The organism is Paraclostridium sp. MRS3W1, from assembly GCF_032465715.1.
GTDB classification, from domain to species: Bacteria; Bacillota; Clostridia; order Peptostreptococcales; family Peptostreptococcaceae; genus Paraclostridium; species Paraclostridium dentum.
Genome location: NZ_JAWDJM010000073.1, coordinates 1 through 24,362 on the forward strand (window position 1 = coordinate 1; position 24,362 = coordinate 24,362).

Sequence of the window (24,362 nt, forward strand, 5' to 3'; positions counted from 1 at the left end):
ATATATATTGGATTTTAATAGCTATAGTTGCTAGTACCCCTATATATCCATATCTGAAACAATATATAGGACAAAGTAGAATAAAACCATTTGGACAAGTTGTAGAAGTTTTATTAAATGTAGCGATAATGATTTGTTGTACTTCAATGTTAATAGCAAGCAGCTACAATCCATTTTTATATTTTAGGTTTTAGGAGGTCTTATGAGCCGTAAATTAAAAAGACAAGAGAAACGAAAAAATGAATTAAGTAAAATATTAAATAAAATAAATATATTTATATTTTTGGCAACCTTGATAATGTTTTCTGTTTTATCAGTAATTATGCCAAAAAAGACAGTATCAGAAATAGAAAAAAGAGAATTAGCAAAATTTCCTAAGTATACAAAAGAATCACTATTCTCTGGAGACTACTTTAAAGGAATTGAAAATTTTTATAATGACACATTTCCATTTAGAGATAAATTTTTACAGATATCTTCTCACATAAATGAATCAAAGGGAATAAGACAAGGTGAAGATGAAATAAAATTATACAAATAGAGAGGTAATAAAATGAATAAAAAAATAAAACCATCAACAAGAAAAATATTAGCAATGTGTTTAGTGCTTATTATGGGGAGTCAAGTTGTAGCTTGCTCAAATAAAGACGCTGAAAATTCTAATGCAGCAGATACTAATTCTGAACAAAAAGTAGATACATCACAAAATAATAAAACTGATAGTAATGCAACTGCTGAAAAATCAGGATCAGTTATTACTATAGGAAATAAGGCCTTTGAGATTTTTAATGAAAATAAAGCTGGAGAAAAAGAATATTCTCAAATTATATCTGAACATAAAAAAGCATTGGGAAAAGATGTACAAGTTTATAATATGGTAGTCCCAACTCATGTTGAATTTGGACTACCTGAAAAATATAAAGACATGTCAAAATCAGAAAAAGATTCTATAGACAGTATATATAAAAATATGGACAAAGATGTAAAGACTGTAGATGCTTATGATAACTTGAAAAAACATAAAGATGAGTATATATACTTTAACACTGATCATCACTGGACTTCATTAGGTGCATACTATGCATATCAATCATTTGCAAAAGAAGCAGGATTTAAACCTGCAGAACTATCGAATTATGACAAATACACTAAAGAAGGCTTTTTAGGAACATTATATGCACAAACACAAGATAGCAAGATTAAAAACAATCCAGATAAAGTGGATTATTATAAAATTCCTTGTGATTATAGTGTTTATAGATATGAAAAAGAAAACCCTAATAAACCTCTTAAAACGACTTTATATGCAGATTATGCTAAAGGGTCTAATGCTTACTCAGTTTTCCTACATGGAGATTTTCCAAGAATAGATATAAAAAATAAAGATGCTAAAAATAATAAAAAATTGGTTGTAGTAAAAGAATCTTATGGGAATGCATTTGTTCCATTTTTAATACCTCATTATAAAGAAGTAATAGTTATAGACTCAAGACATTATAAGGAGAGCTTAGAAAAATTAGTAAAAGAAAATAATGCAAATGAAGTTTTATTTATAAATAATGCGTTTGCTGCAAACACACAAAAAATAGTTAATACTATAAAAGATTTAAATAAATAATAAAAAAGGGATGTATTAATACATTCCTTTTTTATTATTTATTATATACTAACGCATATAAATTATTAGTATAGTATTTATTGAAAAAGTAGGAGGGATGTTGTGATAAATAAAAATGTAGAAGAATGTGCGAAAGTAAGAAAGTCTATTATGATACCTATGACGCTAATATTTATTTTTGTTATTACAATAGGGGTTATTAAACCAAATATGCTGTATAACATTGAAAATAATATAGTAACATGGGCTACTAAAAGCTTTGGATGGTTATTTCAATTATCTGCTGTATTTTTTTTGTTTATATGTTTATGGATTATGTTTTCAAAATATGGATCTATAAAATTAGGGGGAAAGGATGCACAACCAACTATGAGCTATTGGAATTGGTTTTGTATATCATTAACGGCGGGTATAGGGACGGGGATATTATTTTGGGGAATAGCAGAGCCCATAACCCATTTTATGAATCCTCCAGAATCTATGGGTATAATTCCAGGAAGTGAGTCTGCAGCTATGTTTGCAATGAACACATCTTTTACACACTGGACGTTTTACCCGTATTCAATGTATGCAATATCAGGAGTATGTATAGCTTTTGCAATATATAATATGAAATTACCATGTAGAGTAAGTTCTGTACTATACCCATTATTCAATAAAAAGGTAAATTATAAATTAGAGTCTTTAATTGATAATATATGTTTGTTTGCTATGGCAGGTGGAGTAGCTGCTATATTGGGAGTCGGAACTATGCAAATTAGTAAAGGATTAAATATAATACTTGGAGTTCCTAACAATAAATTTACGTGGATTATTATTGTGACGATAATAGTTATAACATATATAATATCTAGCATAACTGGAATAGATAAAGGAATCAAATGGATATCAGATAAAAATACAAAGTTATTTATAGTACTTATGGTTTTTATATTTGTATTAGGACCGACTTCATTTATATTATCTCTAGGGACACAATCTTTAGGCAATTTTGCAAGTAATTTCTTGCAAATATCAACTTACTTAAGTCCTATTGATGGATCTGATTGGCCTAGATGGTGGCCTATATATTACTGGGCTATATGGCTAGCATACGCGCCTTTAAATGGAATGTTTTTTGCAATGATAAGTAAAGGAAGAACTATACGAGAATTTATGGTAATGAATTTAATAATACCAGCATTATTTGGTATGATATGGTTTATTATATTTGGAGGAGCGGCTATACACCAAGAGCTTTCATATGGAGATTTGTGGTCATCCATACAAAGTTCAGGAATGGAAGTATCACTATTCGCTTTCTTAACAAAATATCCTTTTGTAAAAATACTATCTATATTTTTTATATTAGCTATATTTATTTCAATAGTTACAATGTGCGATTCTGTTACAACAACTATAACAAGACTATCAATAAAATCAGATAAGAATGAAAAAACTAAGACTTCCTACAAAATAAATATATTTTGGGGAGTATTAATGGCTTCTATGGCCATTGTAAACCTAATTTGTGCAGGAGGTAAAATTAGTGGTATAGATGCAACTAAACAAATCGCAACTGTTGCAGGTTTTCCAATATTATTCTTTATGATAGCATTAGCATTTTGTCTAGTAAAAATGTTAGTTAATCACAAGTTATATGATAGGACTGATGAATATAAGGATGAAGCTTATATTGTAAAAACTACAACGCATGAAGTTGAAGACATAACTACAACAGAAGTAGATGCAATGTCGTGTGGGCTTTCACGTAATAATTCGATTTTGGATAATAAGAAAAGTGATGAGTGTAAATAGTAAAAATGCGGTATATAAAATTATACCGCATTTTTGACTACAATTATTTACTTTCTTTACGTAGTTTTGAAAATTCAGCTACAGCTGTAAATAAAACATCAGTAGATGAATTTATAGCTGTTTCACAAGAATCTTGAATTACACCAACTATAAATCCTACTCCTACGACTTGCATTGCTATGTCATTTGGGATACCAAATAAGCTACATGCAAGAGGTACTAATAAAAGCGAACCGCCAGCTACTCCTGAAGCTCCACAAGCGCTTATAGCAGATAATAAACTAAGTAACAAAGCCATAATAATATTTACTTCTATTCCAAGAGTATGAACTGCTGCAAGCGTTAATATAGAAATTGTAATTGCAGCTCCACCCATATTAATAGTGGCTCCAAGTGGTATAGATACTGAATAAGTATCTTTATCTAAATTTAAATCTTTACATAATTGCATATTAACAGGTATATTTGCAGCTGAACTACGAGTGAAAAATGCTGTAAGTCCACTGTTTTTTAAACATTTAAAAACAAGTGGATAAGGGTTTTTACGAATTCCAATAAAAGCTATAAGTGGATTTACTACAAGTGCTATAAAAAGCATACAACCTACTAATAACATAATTAACTGTCCATAGCTAAGCAATGACTCTATTCCTTGAGTAGATATACTATCAAATACTAGCCCCATAATTCCAAGAGGAGCAAAATTAATTATCCATTTTACCACTTGAGATAGTGCATCAGAGACATTTGAAATCATTGTTTTAGTAGATGAAGAAGCGTTTTTAAGTGCAAGACCTATAATTAAAGCCCAAGATAAAATACCTATATAATTAGCATTGTAAAGTGCCATTACAGGATTATCAACAACGTTCATAAGGAGTGCCTTTAAAACCTCTACAACTCCACCGGGAGGAGCCATCTTACTAACGCCAGAACCAAGAGTTAGCGTTATAGGGAATAAAAAACTTGCGATAACAGCAACCAACCCTGCTAAAAATGTGCCTAAAAGATAAAGAAATATTATTGATTTCATATTAGTTTGCTGACCTTGCTTGTGTTGACAAATCGCGGATATGACTAAGAAAAATACAAGAATCGGAGCGACTGATTTTAGAGCTCCAACGAATAATGATCCGAAAATAACTATTGGCTTAGCTACATTAGGTATAGTTAATGCTAGTAATATACCTATAATCAAACCAATTAGAATTCTTTTAACCAAACTAATTTTGTTCCACTTATTAAGAAAATTTTTCATCGTACCTCCTATTTAAAGAAATATTTTGATGCTTAAATAGTTAAGTTATCTCTAGTTAATATTATTAAAAAAATATAAAGCGTATGTTTGAATTTTGAGAAAATTTAAAAAATAAATAAAAAGATTATGTATAAATATATCTATATGATAGACTTATACATATAAAATCAAATAATAATTTTTAGGGGAGAGGGATAAAGTTATGATAGAAATTGCTATAAATAATAAAGTAGATTTATTAATACATAATAATGAAAAAATAAAAGAAGTAAAAGGTTCTTGGCAAATGGGAATGATGCAACAAAGTTGCATATTATCATCTACAATAAAAAATGAGCATATAATACCATATAAAGTTGAAGAAAGTATAGAGGTGATTAAAAATAATACCGGAATATTTTCAAATTTTAGAGGCCATAGTTTGTTTTATTTATCAAATTTATTATCAAATAAAGAAAACAAAGAAAAATCATTTAATTCAATATTAAATACTTATAATAAGTTAAAAGAAAATAAATTTTTCAATGACACATATCTACCATTTACAGCTATTATAATAGATCAAAATAAAAATAAGGTAGATATAGATACAGCTATTTATAGAACTAAATATGTATATGACTTTATGAAAAATAATCATCCATTTTTGACATCAAGTGACGATTATTGTAGAGCAGCACTTATAGCTATAAACTCAAAAAACTTAGATAGTGATTTAGAATATATGGAAAATTGCTATAAAGTTCTTAACTCAAAAGGGTTCTACAAATCCAATAATCTTCAATCACTTTCACATGTAATGGTTTTTGATAAAAATAAAAACGAAGAAAGTTTAAACAAAGTATTAAGAATAAAAAAACTTTTAGAAACTAATAATTGCAAAATAGATGGATATGGATATCCACTAATAGGAGCTATATCATTATTAGAATGTGACGAAGAAGTTTTAGTTAAACAGATAAAAGATGTATCAGATAAGTTAAAAGATGTAAAAGGTTTTGGGAATTGGTCACTAGGTAAGAACAATAGGAATATAATAAGCGCTGCTATTGTTGCTTCTGCATATGCTGAGTGTTTCAAAGAAGAAGGTAATTTAGACACAATAACTAATAATATATTTTTAGAAATAATTATAGCTATTGAAATTGCTATTATGGTAGCTATGATAGCGGCAGTAAGTGCAGCTTCATCTGCAAACTAAAATTAATTTAGGGGGGAAATATGAAGTTAAATTTATTGGGAATAGATGATCAAATGCAAAAAGAAGTTTTTCAAATTAAACGAGTTTTGGATATAGATTTTGATATAAGTGGAGAAACAGTATATGTATATAAGCTCAATGAAGAAGATGAATTAGATATCGAAGTAGAAAGAGGTATTATAAAATATAAAAATAAACATCATTTATTTAGGGCGATAAGTTTGTATGCACAAAATGAAGGGGATGAAAAATTAAGAATAAAAGAAAAGCAAAAAATTAAATATATAGGACCTATGATAGATGTATCAAGAAACTGCGTTTATAAAGTTGAAAAATTAAAAGATATAATAGTATCCTTATCAATACTAGGTTTTAACCAAATGATGCTATATACAGAAGATACATATGAAATAGAAAACTTACCGCATTTTGGATATTTGAGAGGAAAATATTCCTCTTATGAATTAAAAGAAATAGATGATTTTGCAGATAGTTTAGGTATTGAAGTTATACCATGCATACAGACACTAGCTCATTTAAAACAAACTTTAAAATGGGAATATGCAAAAGATATAAAGGACACAGAGGATGTATTACTTGTAGGGAATAAAAAGACCTATGATTTTATAGAAACTATGATAAAGTCTTTAAGAATGTGCTTTAAAAGCAATAAAATACATATAGGAATGGACGAAGCATTTGATTTAGGTAGAGGTAGATACTTAGATCAAAATGGATACACCCATCACTATAAGATTATGGTAGAACATTTGAAAGAAGTTTGTAGAATATGTGATTTTTATGAATTTAAACCTATGATGTGGGATGACATGTTTTTCAGAACTGGATCACCAAATGGATTTTATTATGATCAAGATGCTGTTATAAGTGAAGAAGTAGTTAATTCTATACCTGAAAACTTGTCATTAGTATACTGGGACTACTATCACAAAGAATCTGATATATACAGAAAGTTTTTTGAAATAAGAAAAGTATTTGATAAAAAGGTAATTTTTGCAGGTGGTATATGGAAATGGTCAGGAATAGTACCATGCTATGATCAAACTTTTAAATCTATGAATGAAGCGATGATAGTTTGTAAAGAAAAAGGAATAGATGAGGTAATCATAACCGCATGGGGAGATGATGGAGACGAAACTCCTATTGATACGATTTTACCTGGATTAATATTATTTTCTCAACATACGTATTCAGACAAAGTAAATATGAAGTGTATAAGTGAAAAATGTAAGTTTATTACTAAATTAAATCTAGAAAATTTCTTTGAGCTTCAGAATCTTGATAAGATAGAAGACGGAGATAGTGAAAATTTAAGATTTGTTAATCCTTCCAAATATTTATTATACCAGGATATTTTATTGGGGGCATTTGATAAACATATAGATAAACTAGTAAAGGATAAAGGTACAAAATTTTTAGAACTACATTATAGTAATTTGTCCGAAAAATTATTAGAAATAGCTGATAAAAATGAAGTATATTATGATATGTACAAATTGTATTCAGACTTAGCTAAAGTTTTATCTATAAAGGCTACGATTGGATTAAAAATAAGAACTTTTTATAAAAACAAAGATAGATATAAGTTAAAACAAATTTGTGAACCAGAGTTGAAAAACTTACTAATTAAAATTGATAATCTTCAAAATTCTTTTAGAAGACTTTGGTATAAAGATTGCAAAGGGCAAGGATTTGAAGTAATAGATATAAGACTTGGAGGAGTAAAATCTAGGGTTGTATCAACATTATATAGATTAGAAAGTTACATAAGAGAAGATATAGATATAATTGAAGAATTAGAAGAGGATCTACTTATGTATAATTGCGTTAACGCTGAAAAATCAAATCAAATAAATTTAAATAGATATAAAGATATAGCAACACAAAATATTATTAGCTGGTAGAATGTAAAAGGTGATACTTTTTTAGTAAAATAAGTATCACCTTTAATTAATTTTAATTAAAACCATATTTTGAGATATAAGTTTCTAAGTATCTATTAACTACGAATACTTGAGAGGCCTTATATCCAGACTTATAGAGTTCTTCCATAGTCTCTTTTGGAAGATTAAAGTCTGTTGCAGAAACATTTAATGTAGGAATATTTATGATTCTCAAGGAGTCTTTTTCTTTAAAATAGACATCTTCATTTGTATATAGTGAAGTTTTTACAATGTCTAGTAAGTAATGAATTGGATTTTTAGACTCATGAATTTCTTGATTTGTATCTTCAGATAAGTTAAGACCAATTGTTGGATACTTAGAATTACAGTTTGTGTCGAATATCCATATAGGAAAATTACTAAGCAGTCCTCCATCTACTACAAAGCATGATTTATTATCATACTTTAATTCAACTGGATAAAAATAAAGGGGTATGCTTACGCTCATTCTAACAGCTTTAGATATTTCAAACTCCATAGGATCTAAACCGTAGTCAACTAAATCATCAGGTAAAACTAGCAACTTTTTTCTAGTTACATCTGAAGCTATCATTTTAAGCCTACTTTCTCCGTTAATAGAAACATCTTTAAACTTGGTCTTTCCTTTTTGTTTAAATTTTTCATGTAAAAAATCTTCTAAGTATTTTCCTGAATAAATCCCTTTATGAAATGTAACACTTAATAAATCTCCTGCAAAGGGAATAAATTGAAAAATGTTTTTGTCTTTAAACTTGGGATAATCTATATCATATAAAATTTCTTCGATTTCAGATGATGTATATCCAACAGACAATAATGAAGCAACTAAAGCTCCAGCTGAAGTACCAGCTAACCTATCCCACTCATAACCGCTATCTTCAAGACATGCTATAGCACCAACTAATGCTATACCTTTCATTCCTCCACCTTTACATACTAAATTTGCTTTCATATATAAACACACCACCGCAATTAAAATTTAATACTCTATATAATATGAAAAGTAATAAAAAAAGTTAAAAGCAGATAAAATAGTTCTTATGTTGTTGCAGGATTGTATTTAATGTGATATTATTATATTAGATAAATTAAATATCGCGGGATGGAGCAGTTGGCAGCTCGTTGGGCTCATAACCCAAAGGTCGCAGGTTCGAGTCCTGCTCCCGCAACCAATTATAAGTAATTTCAAACTCTTATATCACTAGGTATAAGAGTTTTTTTAATATACAAAAAAGAATGCGGAGGACAAGATGGTAAGAAAACAGAATATGGAGCAAGGTTTAAAATACAATAAGATACAAAAATTAAATAAAAATTTTATGTATCAAGATTTAAAGAGAAGTAATTGTTACAATAGTGATTTTTCAGGGTCTAATTTTGACTTTACAAGTTTAAGAGGAGCTCATTTCAAATCTTGTAATTTTTATGGATGCACATTTAAAAATGCAGAGTTAATCGGAAGTAACCTAAAAAAGAGTAAGTTAAAAAAAGCTAAATTTGAAAACACGGTGTTTGATTCAGTAAATTTAGAAGGTGTAGACTTTTCAGGAGCTCAATTTAAAAATACTATATTTTTATCTACAGATTTAAGCAAAGCTGTAAATATTAAATTTAATTCATCAGATGTTAAGATATTTGATGAAATGCCTAAATTAGATGTAAGTGAGAAACTTGAAGACTCAATAAAATTAGCTATGCAAAATGAGTTCGTAAAAAAATCTAGAACATTAGATACAAAAGATGGTGAAATAAATAGTATAAGCATAATGATTCTTTTAGAAAACTTTAAAGAAAAACAATTAATTGATGGGCTATTACTAATATCAGAAAAAATGGACAAGGAATTTTGGACATTAAGCTATATAATAAAAACTTTGCAAACATATAAAGATCAAGGTCTTTTATAATAAATAAAATTGTATTAAATTACACTAAGGAGAATACATGATAAAAAGAGAATTTGAAATAAATGATATTGCTTGTATAGCAAAAAATAGAAGACTTAAAGCTCATATTGATGGAAGTGAAACAAACACTAAAACTATATCTTTAAAGTCGGGGGATAAAGTTAAGATACTGGACTATTATGAGGTTGAAAAATATGGATATTCATATGAAGCGGAATTTAAGAAAGATGGAACTGTGTATATTATAAGAAAGCATTTAAGCCAATCTGACTTAAAACCTAAAAGTCAATTATAAAAAACATAAGTTTTTATTAAGCAGTTAAATGAAAAGAGATTGCCTTATACAGGGAATCTCTTTTTTGATTTTATTAAAAATTTAACATTTACTCTAAGTTTTTAATATATATAGCCGTATATATATAATAGAGGAGGGCGGTATATTATGATAAGGCACAAGAATATAAAAAACATAGTCACATGTTTTACTATCGTTATAGGTATTGGTTTTAATACACTTACAAGTTTTGCACAAAGTTCAAACAGTGAAGAAATAGATAACGGTATAGCAAATTTAAGTTATAATAAAAATGAAGTATTAGCTAGTAATGGGGACAGTATTGAAAATGTAACTCCAAGAGAAGGATTTAAGACCAATAATAAATTTATTGTAGTTGAAAGAAATAAAAAAACATTAACAACATCTCCAGTAGATATATCTATTATAGATTCTGTAACAGATCGTACATATCCAGGAGCTCTGCAACTTGCAGATGATTCTTTTGTAGAAAATAGACCTAATATTTTAATGTGTAAGAGAAAGCCTATTGATATAAGTATTGATTTACCTGGAATGAAAAAAGAAAATACTACTACTGTTCAAAATCCAACATATTCAAATGTATCAGGGGCTGTTGATGAATTAGTATCTAACTGGAGTGATAAAAACTCTCAGACACATACATTACCTGCTAGAACACAATATACAGAATCTATGGTATATAGCAAATCTCAAATTTCTAATGCACTTAATATTAACGCAAAGTTGCTTGATAATTCACTTGGAATAGATTTCAATGCAATATCAAATGGAGAAAAGAAGGTTATGATTGCAGCATATAAACAAATATTTTACACTGTAAGTGCACAACTTCCAAACAATCCTTCTGAATTATTTGACGATAATGTAACTTTTAAAGAATTAGTTAGAAAAGGTGTAAGTAATGAAACCCCACCACTTATGGTGTCTAATGTAGCCTATGGGAGAACTATATATGTAAAACTAGAAACTACATCTAAAAGTAAAGATGTTCAATCTGCTTTTAAAGCATTGATAAAAAATAATAATGTGAGCAACAGTTCTCAATATCAAGATATATATGATAATAGTTCATTTACAGCTGTTGTTTTAGGTGGAGATGCACAAGAACATAATAAAATAATAAGTAAAGATTTTGATGAAATAAGAAATGTTATAAAAAATAATGCTACTTTTAGCTTGAAAAATCCTGCATATCCAATTTCATATACAAGTACTTTCTTAAAAGATAACTCAATTGCTGCAGTACACAATAAGACAGATTATATAGAAACTACAAGCACTGAGTACTCTAAAGGAAAAATTAATTTAGATCACAGTGGAGCATATGTTGCTCAATTTGATGTATCTTGGGATGAAGTATCTTACGATGAAAATGGGAATGAAGTTTTAACTCATAAAATATGGAATGGAAGCAATAGTGATAGAACGGCTCATTTTTCAACAGTAATACCATTAGAAGCTAATTCTAAAAATATAAACATTTTAGCTAGAGAATGTACTGGACTAGCTTGGGAATGGTGGAGAACTGTTATAGATGAACATAATGTTCCTCTATCTAAGAATATAAATGTATCTATTTGGGGAACTACGCTTAGCCCAAGGACTAGTATTGAATTTAATTAAAATATGAACAAAAGCCATTATAGTTGATAAAACTAAATGGCTTTTTATATTATTTTAAATAATAAACATTGCAACTATAGTGGTTACAGTTAAACCTGTCACAACTGGAATTAAATTTCTTTTTGCAAGCTCTAAAGGGCTTACACCACATATAGCAGCAGCAGAAACTACTGCCCAAGGCACCAAACAGCCACCACCAGTCCATATAGCTCCGATTTGACCAAGTGCAGCTAGAGTACTTACATTAGCATTTATAGCTGTTCCAAATACAGAAGCTGTTGATCCAGCTAAAGCCATTCCTGAAAACCCAGAGCCATCAAGACCTGTTATAAATCCTACTATAGTTTCCATAGAACAGACAATATATTTATTTAGAGGAACTATTTGAGATAAATATATACCTATATCAGAAAGCAATCCTTGAGAACCTGATGGTAAAACATTGCCTAATAATTGTGTTAGAGGAGAGACTTCCCCCATGTAAAAAAATGCTCCTATAGGAATAATAACTGCAAATATTTTTATACCAAACAAAAATCCATCGGTAATGTTATCACATATTTGTTCAAGACTTTTTTTACCATAGTTAATTATATTAATTATAATCAATAAAAATATAGCAGTTCCTCCGAGTAATGCAGTTGCATCTCCTCCTTTTAAATCAAAGGCGAACATAGCTACAACATCTAATAAAAATAAAATTAAAACTAGAAATGTTGCAATCTTAGCTTTTATATTAAACTGTTTTATTGAAACCTCTTTAAAGTTGTTTAACTCATCTTTAAATAATCCATTTTTTATATCTCTTTTTAACATATAAAATGATACACCAATCGTAACTATAGCCATAACCCAAAATAAAACCATACCATTATTGATGACATCAGAAACTTCTACACCTGCCGCTCCTGAGGTTATACTAGGTGCGCCTTGAATTATGAAATCTGTTGAAAGGGCTAAACCGTGTCCAAATAGATTTAACGATACAGCTACACCAATAGATGGAAGACCAGATCTTATAGCTATTGGAAGAAATATTGCTCCAACTAAAGCTACTGCAGGACTAGGCCAAAAAAACCAAGATAAAATTAACATTGTAAATCCTATAATAAAAAAAGCTGTAGTTTCATTTTTAATTACTTTTGAAAAAGGTTTGATCATATATTCTATAGCATAATTACTTTCTAACGACTTAGATAGTGCTACCATAATGGAAATAATCATTATTACAGGGCCTAATTCTACCAGCGATATAATCAATCCATTAAAGATAGCACCTATAGATGATGCTATATTATTTGTGTAAAATAATGCTAAGAAAAAAACTCCTAGTATACAAGGTACTATAGTATCCTTTTTCATCATCATAGCAATTAGTATTATTACGATGAAAAAAACATAAATATAGTGTGCTCCACTTAATACCATAGGACTATCCCCCCTCTATGTGATAGTCCATTATATGAAGAAATTTTTAGCTTAGTTACTGTTAAGTTTAAAAAATGTTTTATCTATTTTTAGTATCTACCCAGTCTATAGTCTGGCTTCCTAAAAGTTTATCATAAAAAAAATTAGCTGAAGCATCATATATATCAGAGTCTTTATAATTATCTAAAATAAAATTTAGTTCTTCTAAAGCCAAATAATAATAGTTTGCAGCTATTATTAATGATGTTGTACTTCTTATTTCTAAATTATCATTTTTAATACCTTTAGAGTATGTTAAAAGACTATTTCTAATAGTTTTCAATTTTTCCATAGTAAAGTTAATATCCTTTTGTATATCACTGCTCATTTCTTTATTTTCAGATAAGTTTGTAAAAATAGCTTTTCCTAGAATATAAATATCATTATCTAAAATTCTTAAATTTTTTATATACTCAGATAAAGTTGTGCTTATAGTGTTATAACTAATATTTGTAGTATTTGCATTTGATACAGAAAAATAATTTATCGAAGTATACATTATTAAGGTAAACATAATGGCAACTATATATTTTTTTTTCAATATTAATTCCTCCTTTTATAAATGGTTTATTATTATAATTTCTAAATAAATATTTAATATACCATTTAGTATTAAATGTAGAAAATAAGAGAAAAAACTAAACATATATAGAAAAAAATAGGTAAAATATTGAAATTTAATTGGAGATTCTATAAAATTAAATTATAAAAAGCAAATCGGGGGATAATATGTCAAATTACATATATAGAAAGATGATAGAAGATAGCCCTATAGCATACTTACATATAGAAATTATAAGGGGTGAAAATAAAAAATATATAGGGATGAAAATAAAAGATACAAATAAAGCTTATGAGCGATTTTTTGGTAGTGCAAGTGATAAAAAAAGCACTGATTATGTAAAAAATAAAATGTCAAAAAAAGAAAGAGAAGAATGGGAATATATTTTCGATAAATCAAAGGAAAATGAAAAATATATAAAAGAGATTTATGTGAAAAGAATTAACTCATATTTTAATGTAGAGGTATATGGTACGGAAAGTGATGAATATCACATTAGGTTCACCAAAGTCAGTAAACAACATATGAATTTATCATCAACTTTAAAAAATTCACCTTTTATAGCATGGATAAAAAATAGAAATGGAGTATATGTAGATGTAAACAAGAAATTTCTAGAGTTTTTTAATAAAACTTATGATGAAGTTATAGGACATACTGATTATGAATTATTTCCAAAAGATAGTGCAGAGGAATTTGCAAGAAAAGATAATATGATTATTAAATACAATAAATTAGAGGTTTTTGAAGAGTTTATAGATACAGGTAATAATAAGAATATGTACCTTCAAACTGCTAAATGGCCTTATACTGAAGAAAATAATAGTTTACTATTAGGAACAATAGGTATATCAATTGAGATAACAAATAAAATTGAATTGTTAAAGAACATAGAAAAAAATGAGAAAACGTTTTTGGAAATAGCGAACAATATTGAAGAAGTAATTGTCATAGCTGATGAAAAAAAGGCTTATTATATAAGTCCGTCTTTTGAGCGTGTGTTTGGAACTAAATCTGAAAAGCTATATGAGGATATAAATGTTTGGAAAGAAAACTGGGAGAGTTTTGAACCACAAGGAGATGAAAAGTATGATTACAACTATAAAAATCCAATTTTAATAACTTTTAAAGCGATTAAAAAAAATAAAGAGGAAAAGTGGTTTTGGGTTAGAATTGTATCTTTGCTAGATGAGAATGGAAATATAATGAAAAAAATATGTGTAATAAGTGATATAACTCAATCTAAAAAAGGGGAGTTAGAAGTTGAAAAATTGAGAATGGATTTTTTGGCTAATATATCACATGAACTTAGAACACCTATAAACTTAATTTTGAGTTCTTTGCAAGTTATAAACTTAAAGATGAACTTATTGGATGAAGATTTATTTAAATATTTTAGAAGGTATCTGAATATAGTAGACCAAAATGGTAAGAGATTACTAAAATTGGTAAACAATTTAATTGATACTACTAGGTTAGAGTCGGGATGCTTTAGCTATAATCCTAAAAATAAAGATATTATTAGTTATGTGGAAAACATATGCTTCTCTGTGTCTGAATTTGTAAAAAGTAATAATTTATCTATAATATTTGATACAGATACAGAAGAAAAAATTATTGCATTTGACCCTGATAATATGGAAAGGATAATTTTAAATTTAATTTCTAATGCAATTAAATTTAATAAACCTGAAGGGAAAATTGAAGTCTTTATAAGTTGTAAAGATAGTATAGAAATTAGTGTAAAAGATTCAGGAATAGGGATTCCTGAAGATAAGATAGATAAGATATTTGAAAGATTTGAACAGGTTAAAAACAATTCAAAAATAGAGGGTAGTGGTATAGGTCTCAATCTAGTTAAATCTTTAGTTGAAATGAATAATGGTAGTATAAAGGTAAAAAGTGACTTAGGAAAAGGTAGTAGATTTTCTATAGTATTGCCAAATACATTAGTAAAAGATTGTTCAAAACATAGTTGCGAAAATAGTGATTGTATTAACAATGAAAGTCAAATATCTGTAGAGTTTTCGGATATATGTATATGATGAAATGATGAAATAGTCTGTATATTTAATATATAGACTATTTTTTTATTTGTTATAATAAAACGTTAATTTACTTGTTAAATAATGGTATAATATACTCGTTGATGTTAAGATTTCTAACAAAGCTAAAATGAATGGAGGAGAATATGAGAGATTCAATAAAGATTTTTAAAAGAGATATGAAAAATCTAATTAAAAATCCAATAGCACTTATAATAGTTATAGGATTGTGCATCATACCATCTTTATATGCTTGGATAAATATTAAAGCATGTTGGAATCCTTATGAAAATACTAGCAATGTACCAATTGCTATAGTTAATAATGATAAGGGAGCAACTTTAGATGGTAAGCATCTAAATGTAGGAAATGATGTAATAACTGAGTTAAGAAAAAATAAAAGTATAGGATGGAAATTTGTAAATGAAAAAAAAGCTAATGCAGGAGTGCTTGATGGAACTTATTATGCAATGATAGAGCTACCAAGTGACTTTACAAAAGATTTAACTAGTGTTACAAGTGGAAATCCAACTAAGCCAACTATAATATATAAAGTAGATACAAAATCTAACCCAGTTGCGGGTAAAATTACAGAAGTAGCTGAAGAAACACTTGTTAATCAAATTAATTCAAATTTCATTGCTACAGTAAATAAAACAGTATTTTCAGCTTTAAATATATATGGTAAAGATATTAATGAAAACAAGGACAAGATATTAAAATTAAAAAAAGCTATAATAGAGCTTGATGAGCATATGGATGCTGTTAATTTTGCACTTGAGAGTGTAAATGGAAACTCAGAAAATTTAGCTACATATTTAAAAGATATTCAAAGCACTTTACCACAAGTTACAATAGGTATTGATGCAGTTTCTGATTCTAATATGAATGCAAGTAAAAACTTAAGTAATATAAAAAGTAATTTAAATGATTCATTAAATGGTGTTAAATCTACTTTAAATCAAATTAATAATCAAAATAATCAAATAAAAGACATAGTAAATAGATTGAACAATTCAAGTTCTGATTCTAAAGAAATAGTAAGTTCATCTATATCACAATTAGAGAGTCAGCTAAATAATAGTAAATCTCAAATTGATTCTGTTATTAATCTTTTAAATAAATTTAATGATGTAAGAGAAAATGATAAGATAACAGCATTAATTGGGGATTTAAATAAAATAAAAGACTTACTTAATAAACAACAATCAAAATTAGATAATCTTAAAGGTCAATTAAATGGATCAGCGAGTTCTATGAAAGATGCAATTGATTCAATAAATGAAACAGCTGGTGAATTATCAAATAGAACTAATAACTCTATAAATTCGTATGATTCACAAGTTAGACCTATCCTAAATAAAACTGCGGATAGCTTAATAACATCAACAAAGGATGCAGCCAATTTAGTTGATAGTTCTAAAGGGTTAGTTAAAGCAACTAATGAAATATTAGGATATGCATCAAAAGGAAGCGATTTAACAGCAGATATGACAAAAGATTTACAGACGAAGTTAAATCAATTTAAAGATACTATACACTTATTAAGCACTGAACTTAAAAAAGTAAATGACAATGATTTAGATTCAATAATAGCTATACTACAAAGTAAGCCTCAAGTTATGGGAGATTATTTGTCAAATCCATTTAACTTAAAATCAGAGCCAATATATCCGATTGAGAATTATGGTTCAGGAATGGCTCCTATATACACAACATTAGCTTTATGGGTTGGAGGATTAGTACTAGCATCATTACTTACAACAGAAGCTGATGAGTTTGTTGGGTTAAGTATAAAGAAAAGATATATTGGTAAGATGATTACTTTTGTATTTTTTGCAATGATACAAGGATTTATAGTAGGGCTTGGAGACAAACTTGTATTAGGAGTTCAAACTGATAGTTTAGGACTGCTTATATTTACTACAGTGTTATCTTCAGCTGTGTTTACAATAATATTATATACACTAGTATCATTATTTGGAAATATAGGAAAAGCGATAGGGATAATATTAATGGTTATTCAAATAGCAGGTTCTGGGGGAACATATCCTATCCAGGTAGACCCTTTAATATTTAGAATTCTTCAACCATTTTTCCCATTTACATATACATTAAGCAATTTAAGAGAGGCTATAGCTGGTCCACTTTTAAGTACTATTATGTTTAATACATTTGTACTTATATTTATGGCAGGTATTACGATAATGATAGGGTATTTCTTAAAAGAAAGACTTAATGAATCTGTTAGAAAATTTGAAAAAGGATTCAAAGAATCTGGATTATCAGAGTAATTTTATAGAGGTGAGGAAATGAAAAAAGTTTTTAAAATATATTTAAGAGATTTAAAGCACATAACAAGTATTCCAGCAGCCTTTATAATAATAGCCGGGCTTTGTTTAATACCTTCACTATATGCATGGGTAAATATACAAGCATGCTGGAATCCATATATAAATACAGGGAATATACCTGTGGCCGTAGTCAATAAAGATGAAGGTGCATCAGTCAATGGAAAGATTATAAATGTTGGAGATGAAATTGTTGAAAACCTTAAAAAAGACCATAATATAGGTTGGGAGTTTACAGAAGAGTGGCAAGGTAATTATCAGTTAAATGAGGGTAAATATTATGCTTTAATTGAAATACCGAGCGACTTTTCAAAGGATTTAGCATCTCTTTCAACTAAAAACCCACAAAAGCCAAATATAATATATAAGGCTAATGAAAAAGTAAATGCAATAGCTACAAAAATTACAGATGTTGCTAAAGATAAATTGGTGGAAGAGGTTAAATCTAACTTTGTAGATACTGTAAATAAAGAAGCATTTAGTTTCCTTACATCACTTGGTGTTAAGTTAGAAGACAATAAACCTCAAATAATTGAATTAAAAGAAACATTAGATAGTACAGCAAGCAATTTGAAAAAAATTGATAGTTATGTAAAAGAAGCTAGTACACATGCTAATAATTTAAAAAAATATTTAAAAGATACTAAAGGGAATCTTCCTTTAATTACAAAAGAAGTAAATGATTTAAAATCAGTTATAAATAATGGTAAAGATTTGGTTCTAGTTACTCAAAATAATACCAATAATGCTTCTCAAAATTTAAGTAGTAGTATGAGTTCTATAAATAGCATGAATAGTAACTTGCAAAATCAAATTAATAATTTAAAAGATTTAAATAATGATGGATCTAGCGAAGATTTGGAAAAAGCTATAGAATCAATACTAAATACAATATCATCTATGCAAAGTAACATTGATAGCCTTATATCAAGTCTTGAAAAAATAGGTAGTGACAAAGTTGATAATGTAATAAGTTCTCTTAAAAAGTTAAGTAGTATGCTTGATTCAGAAAGTGAAAAGCTTGAAAATATAAAATCATTAATTAGCAACAACGAAGGAAAAGAAAAAATAAATGAACAATTAGATTCTTTATTAGATTTATCTAATGCATTTAATAGCAAGCTAAATTTAATAAGCGGAACATTTAATTCAGATATATCAGGTGTTTTAAATAGTGTAGGGAACTCTATGATTTCTAGTTCAAGTGATATGAACAATGTATTAGATAGTATAAATGTTTTAGTACCTCAGTTAAATGCACTATCTAACTTTGGAATATCAAGTAGCAACTTAGCTATAAAACAATCTGAAAACATAGTTAAACAATTAGATAAATTTGAAAAAGATTTAGATGTATTAATTGAAAAAACTAATATATTAACAGATGAAAATTTAGATAAGCTAATTTCAACACTTGATAAAAATTCAAAAGAAATAGCTTCATTTATAGCATCTCCAGTTAATGTTAAAACAGAAGAACTTTACAAGGCTGGAATATTTGGAGTTGCATTAATGCCTTTTTATTCAGTTCTTGCAATATGGGTAGGAGCACTTTTAGCTACATCGTTGCTTACTACAGAATGTGAAGAATTAGAAGGAGAACGTACAAATTTAGTTCAAAAACATTTTGGAAAAATGCTTACATTTATGACTGTATCGTTGATACAATCACTGATAATAGCAATAGGTGATATATTTATATTCCAAGCGCCTGTAAGTGTACCTTTATTATTTTTATTTACAATAGTATCATCAATTTTATTTACAACAATGATATTTACTCTAGTATCATTATTTGGTAATATTGGTAAGGCTATTGCAATAGTAATAATGGTATTTCAAATTGCAGGGTCTGGTGGTATATATCCAATACAAACAAATCCTAAAATATTTGAAGTATTACAGCCATTTTGGCCATTTACTTACGCTATAGATGGATTTAGAGAAGCTATAGCAGGTCCTAGTATGGATGCGGTTTATCATGACTTAATAATGTTAGCTTTATTCTTTATAATATTCTTAGCACTAGTTGTATTTAAGAAGACATTCCACAATGCTACAGAATTTGTAAATGAGAAATTTAAAGAATCAGGATTATAAAACAAAGAGGCACCTATTTTAGGTGCCTTTTTTAATTAAAATAGTTTGGGTTACTTTAAAGTTACTTATTACAAACTAATTATTAAATTGATATAATTATTAAAGATATAAATTATGGTAAATTAAGAAAAAATAGGAGGTACAATGGATAAATTTAATTTAATAGTAGTTTTTATAGAAGGTATGATATCGTTTTTTTCTCCATGTATATTGCCGATATTACCTATTTATTTAAGTATGTTATCAAATAGTAGTATAGATAGCTTAAAAAATGATAAAAAAACATTTATACATAGTTCACTTTTTAAAAATACTATATTTTTTACACTTGGAATATCTGTAACATTCTTCATATTAGGATCATCGGTAAATGTACTTAAATCATTTTTAAATACAAATAAATATTTCATAATGATTCTAGGAGGAATTATAATAATTGTTATGGGTCTATTTTATATAGGAATTATTAAGTCATCTATATTAAATAGAGAAAAAAGATTTAATATGAAACCTAAAGAGATGAACCCAATTTCAGCTTTTTTATTAGGATTTACATTTAGTTTTGGATGGACTCCTTGTATAGGTCCAATATTAGCATCTGTACTTGTTATGGCATCAAATTCAAAAGACATAGCTACATCAAACTTATTGATTTTAATTTATACAATAGGCTTTATATTACCATTTATAATAGTTTCTATGTTTTATAATAAATTGTTTAAATCAATTGACAATATGAAAAATTATATGGGATTAATAAAAAAAATAGGAGGTATAATACTTATAGTATCTGGACTAATAATGACTATAAATGGAGGTTTAGAACTGTATAATTATAGTAGCAATAAAAGCGAAATAATCAAAGATAATTCAAATATTGAAAATGAAAATAAAAATAAAGATAAAGATGATAATAAAATAATGTCAATAGACTTTAATTTATATGATCAATATGGAAAAGAACATAAACTAAGTGAATATAGGGGAAAAACTGTATTTTTAAATTTCTGGGCAACGTGGTGTCCACCTTGTAGGGGTGAAATGCCTCATATAGAAGATTTATATAAAGAATACAATAAAAATCAGGATGAAGTTGTAATTCTAGGAGTTGCATCTCCTAATTTAGGAAATGAAGGCTCAGAAGAAGATATTAAAGAATTTTTAAATCAAAATAAATATAATTTTCCTGTGGTAATGGATAAAGATGGGGCTTTGGCTTATCAATATGGAATTAGTGCATTTCCTACAACGTTTATAATAGATAAAGATGGATATGTAACACAATATGTACCAGGGGCGATGGATAAAGAGACTATGAAATCTCTTATAGAAGGAGCAAAATAAATAAATTTATAAAAAATGACTCGACCAAATTTAGGTTGAGTCATTTTTTATCTTACAGAATTGTAATTTTCATGTAATGTAAATGAATACTAAAAATATTAAAAGTAAGATACCATATTCACATGATTAAAATGAAAGGTTGTGTATATATGGAAATTTTAAAAATTAATAATCTATCTAAAACTTATGAAGGAAAGGTATCTTATCAAGCCTTAAAAAATATAAACTTGTCTATTGAAGAAGGCGAATTTGTTGCTGTAATGGGTCCAAGTGGTAGTGGAAAGTCAACTTTATTAAATGTTATATCTACAATAGATAGACCTACAAAAGGTGAAGTAATATTAAATTCTAAAAAACCGCATGACTTGAAAGGTCAGGATTTAGCAAACTTCAGAAGGAATGAACTTGGGTTTGTATTTCAAAACTTTAACTTATTAGATACTCTAACAATTGGGGAAAACATAGTACTTCCTTTAACGCTAGATGGAGTTTCTGTAAACGAGATGAATATTAGATTAAAAGAAATATCTAAAAAATTAGGTATAGAACAGATAATAAACAAAAGAACGTTTGAAGTATCAGGAGGACAAACTCAAAGGGCTGCAATAGCTAGAGGAATAATAAATAAACCATCAATTTTATTAGCCGATGAACCTACAGGAAACCTAGATTCAAAATCTACAGATGATGTTATGGATTTATTTACAAAAATAAATACTGAAAATAAAATGACTACGCTTATGGTAACACATGAACCTTATACTGCAAGTTTTTGTAATAGAATAATTTTTATAAAGGACGGAGAGATTTACAGAGAACTTAATAAAAAGGGCGATAGAGAAGCCTTCTACGAAGAAATATTATCAGTGCTATCTCAAATAGGAGGTGCTAGATAGTGGATTTTAAGAAGTTTGCATATAACAGTGTAATTAGAAACTTTAAGTCGTATTTAGGATATTATTTAAGTTCAACCATATCTATAATGATATTTTTTGCATTTGCTGTAAGTTTATTTCATCCAAATGTTGCAAACCTTCAAATATCAAATGGGTCAACTTTATATTATTCACTAATAACAACGGAAACTGTTATTAGTATAGTTTCGTTATTATTTATACTTTATTCTTTAGGTACTTTTATAAAAGGAAGATTTAAAGAATTTGGTACTTTAAAAATAATAGGAATATCAGATAAACAGTTTAGAAAATTAATATTTTTAGAAGGTACAATAATAGGATTATTATCTATAGTATCAGGAATAGTATTAGGTTTAATATTTGCTAAGCCATTTTTATCATTAACAAGTAGTATTTTTGGCATAAAAGCAACACAAATGTATGTTCCAGTAAAGGCAATGTTAATAACTATAGTTTTATTTGCGATATTATTTAGTATATCAAGTCCTATAACTATGTTTTTAGTAAAAAATAAAACTATTATAGAACTCTTAAATGGAAGTAAAAAACCAAAAGTAGAACCTAAAAATTCTAAGCTTTTAGCTGTGTTAAGCATAATTATATTATCTGTGGGATACATAGGAACTAGATTTGAAGGTATGGAATCTATTGTTGTTGCATGTGTAATAGTAGGAACATATTTATTCTTTTTACAATTTACTGTATTTGTATTAAATATATTTAAAAAAAATAAAAAGTACTATATGAATAAGACTAATTTATTATGGATAAGTAATTTAGTTTACAAGGTTAAAGATAACTCTAGACTATTATTTTTAAATACTATGTTGTTATCAGGAACATTGGTTGCAATAAGTGCATTATCCACAGTAGTAGCAACTCAATTAGATGATGCAAAATCTATGTATCCATATATATTAAACCTTACATCATCTGAGAATAATAAGGCTGAAAGTGAACAAATTAAAATTATAGAAGTTACATTACATGAAGATGGATATAAATTTAATAAAACACATTTTAAAATATTAAATATAGGAAACAGTAGAAAATATGTAGTAAGCAATTCAGAGTTTAATAGAGTAGGTAAAAAATTAGGAATAGATAATGTGGAATTAAAAGAAAATGAAACATCAATAATACCAAGGTTTGATACAACTAAATATAGAGATGGATTAAAAGAAATAACTAGTCTTAAAGTAGGGTCTGAAGATTTAAAAGTAAAAGGAATTGCATCAAATAGAATAACTGATGTGGGAATGATGGATTCTCTTTTAGTAATAAATGATAATATGTATTCTAAATTAGAAAAAGATAAGAACAATGTTACTTTTAATATAATTGGTTATGACTATAATAATTGGGAAAATAGTCATGCGACATCTGATAAAATAGAAGATGGAATTAAAAAGATTTCTAAAAATAATTATAATACACGTGAGTACTATAATTACTTTACTAATTTGCCAGGTCATTACAATCAAGAGGTTCAATTAAATAAAGCGTTGTTATTTATAGGAACATTTATAGGAATTATATTCTTTATATGTTCTTGTAGTTTCCTATACTTTAGATTCTATACAGATTTAATAACTGACAAAGAAAAATATAAAAATTTATCTAAAATAGGATTATCATATAATGAAATGAAAAAAACACTGAATATAGAAATAGGATCAATGTTCTTTATTCCTTATTTTGTAGGGTTTTTAAATGCAATATTTAGTGTAATAATGTTAAGTTCAGCAAAAGGAATGAATGTTGGAGTTAAAGGATTAGTTGTATCATTTATATTCTTTGCTATATACTTAGTTTATTTTATAGCTTTAAAATCAAAATATATAAAAGAAATAGCAAAGGAAATACCAGGATATTTAGATTAAATATAATGAATATAAAGCCGATTAAAA

General features: G+C 27.4%; 16 protein-coding genes, 1 tRNA gene and 2 pseudogenes. 15 read left to right on the forward strand and 4 right to left on the reverse strand.

Annotation, left to right across the window (positions count from 1 at the left end; all coding sequences use genetic code 11):
- From RWY47_RS05275 to RWY47_RS05285, 3 genes and pseudogenes are all read left to right on the forward strand, one after another.
- Positions 1-194, forward strand: a pseudogene (locus tag RWY47_RS05275) (MBOAT family O-acyltransferase); the annotation flags it as partial.
- A gap of 128 nt (positions 195-322) precedes the next feature.
- Positions 323-1,618: pseudogene (locus RWY47_RS05280) on the forward strand (DHHW family protein).
- Positions 1,619-1,720: 102 nt separating this feature from the next.
- Positions 1,721-3,415: a BCCT family transporter gene (locus tag RWY47_RS05285; RefSeq protein ID WP_150842682.1), complete on the forward strand. Its 1,695-nt coding sequence runs from the start codon at positions 1,721-1,723 to the stop codon at positions 3,413-3,415.
- A 43-nt stretch (positions 3,416-3,458) separates the two neighbouring features.
- Here the strand turns inward: RWY47_RS05285 and sstT are convergent, their stop codons facing one another.
- Positions 3,459-4,673 carry a serine/threonine transporter SstT gene (sstT, locus tag RWY47_RS05290; RefSeq protein WP_150842683.1) on the reverse strand — a complete coding sequence of 405 codons (1,215 nt, stop codon included), beginning with the start codon at positions 4,671-4,673 and terminating at the stop codon, positions 3,459-3,461.
- Positions 4,674-4,875: 202 nt separating this feature from the next.
- Here sstT and RWY47_RS05295 point away from each other — a divergent pair, with 202 nt between their 5' ends.
- Complete coding sequence (locus RWY47_RS05295) at positions 4,876-5,874, forward strand: DUF4003 family protein (protein ID WP_168931376.1); 999 nt, start codon at positions 4,876-4,878, stop codon at positions 5,872-5,874.
- 20 nt (positions 5,875-5,894) lie between these two features.
- Positions 5,895-7,799 (forward strand): beta-N-acetylhexosaminidase, encoded by a 1,905-nt coding sequence (locus tag RWY47_RS05300; protein ID WP_224170616.1) that lies wholly within the window; start codon positions 5,895-5,897, stop codon positions 7,797-7,799.
- A gap of 52 nt (positions 7,800-7,851) precedes the next feature.
- Here the strand turns inward: RWY47_RS05300 and RWY47_RS05305 are convergent, their stop codons facing one another.
- A complete protein-coding gene (locus RWY47_RS05305) occupies positions 7,852-8,769 on the reverse strand; it encodes a patatin-like phospholipase family protein (RefSeq protein ID WP_150842685.1) in 918 nt (305 codons plus the stop codon).
- Between the two features lie 144 nt (positions 8,770-8,913).
- On the opposite strand from RWY47_RS05305, the gene RWY47_RS05310 reads away from it, so the two are divergent.
- The 4 genes from RWY47_RS05310 (at position 8,914) to RWY47_RS05325 (ending at position 11,666) form a co-directional block, all read left to right on the forward strand.
- Positions 8,914-8,989, forward strand: a tRNA-Met gene (locus tag RWY47_RS05310).
- Positions 8,990-9,067: 78 nt separating this feature from the next.
- A complete protein-coding gene (locus RWY47_RS05315; protein WP_021429378.1) occupies positions 9,068-9,724 on the forward strand; it encodes a pentapeptide repeat-containing protein in 657 nt (218 codons plus the stop codon).
- Between the two features lie 37 nt (positions 9,725-9,761).
- Positions 9,762-10,019 carry a hypothetical protein gene (locus tag RWY47_RS05320; RefSeq protein WP_021429386.1) on the forward strand — a complete coding sequence of 86 codons (258 nt, stop codon included), beginning with the start codon at positions 9,762-9,764 and terminating at the stop codon, positions 10,017-10,019.
- 147 nt (positions 10,020-10,166) lie between these two features.
- Positions 10,167-11,666 carry a thiol-activated cytolysin family protein gene (locus RWY47_RS05325; RefSeq protein WP_150842687.1) on the forward strand — a complete coding sequence of 500 codons (1,500 nt, stop codon included), beginning with the start codon at positions 10,167-10,169 and terminating at the stop codon, positions 11,664-11,666.
- 54 nt (positions 11,667-11,720) lie between these two features.
- Here the strand turns inward: RWY47_RS05325 and RWY47_RS05330 are convergent, their stop codons facing one another.
- Positions 11,721-13,094, reverse strand: coding sequence for a hypothetical protein (locus tag RWY47_RS05330; protein WP_150842688.1), 1,374 nt, complete (start codon positions 13,092-13,094; stop codon positions 11,721-11,723).
- 79 nt (positions 13,095-13,173) lie between these two features.
- Positions 13,174-13,674, reverse strand: coding sequence for a hypothetical protein (locus RWY47_RS05335; protein WP_224170617.1), 501 nt, complete (start codon positions 13,672-13,674; stop codon positions 13,174-13,176).
- 188 nt (positions 13,675-13,862) lie between these two features.
- On the opposite strand from RWY47_RS05335, the gene RWY47_RS05340 reads away from it, so the two are divergent.
- The 6 genes from RWY47_RS05340 to RWY47_RS05365 all read left to right on the forward strand — a co-directional run bounded on the left by RWY47_RS05340 (position 13,863) and on the right by RWY47_RS05365 (position 24,335).
- The gene (locus tag RWY47_RS05340) at positions 13,863-15,740 is read left to right on the forward strand and encodes a sensor histidine kinase (RefSeq protein WP_224170618.1); all 1,878 of its coding nucleotides are present in this window, start codon (positions 13,863-13,865) and stop codon (positions 15,738-15,740) included.
- A 146-nt stretch (positions 15,741-15,886) separates the two neighbouring features.
- Complete coding sequence (locus tag RWY47_RS05345) at positions 15,887-18,034, forward strand: YhgE/Pip domain-containing protein (protein ID WP_150842691.1); 2,148 nt, start codon at positions 15,887-15,889, stop codon at positions 18,032-18,034.
- An 18-nt stretch (positions 18,035-18,052) separates the two neighbouring features.
- Complete coding sequence (locus RWY47_RS05350) at positions 18,053-20,191, forward strand: YhgE/Pip domain-containing protein (protein ID WP_224170619.1); 2,139 nt, start codon at positions 18,053-18,055, stop codon at positions 20,189-20,191.
- Between the two features lie 144 nt (positions 20,192-20,335).
- Positions 20,336-21,535: a cytochrome c biogenesis protein/redoxin gene (locus tag RWY47_RS05355; protein WP_224170620.1), complete on the forward strand. Its 1,200-nt coding sequence runs from the start codon at positions 20,336-20,338 to the stop codon at positions 21,533-21,535.
- Between the two features lie 149 nt (positions 21,536-21,684).
- On the forward strand, positions 21,685-22,431 hold the full coding sequence (locus RWY47_RS05360; protein ID WP_025161957.1) for an ABC transporter ATP-binding protein: 747 nt from the start codon (positions 21,685-21,687) through the stop codon (positions 22,429-22,431).
- Positions 22,431-24,335 carry an FtsX-like permease family protein gene (locus RWY47_RS05365; RefSeq protein WP_224170621.1) on the forward strand — a complete coding sequence of 635 codons (1,905 nt, stop codon included), beginning with the start codon at positions 22,431-22,433 and terminating at the stop codon, positions 24,333-24,335. Before RWY47_RS05360 ends, RWY47_RS05365 begins: the two co-directional genes overlap by 1 nt.
- Positions 24,336-24,362: the final 27 nt, after the last annotated feature.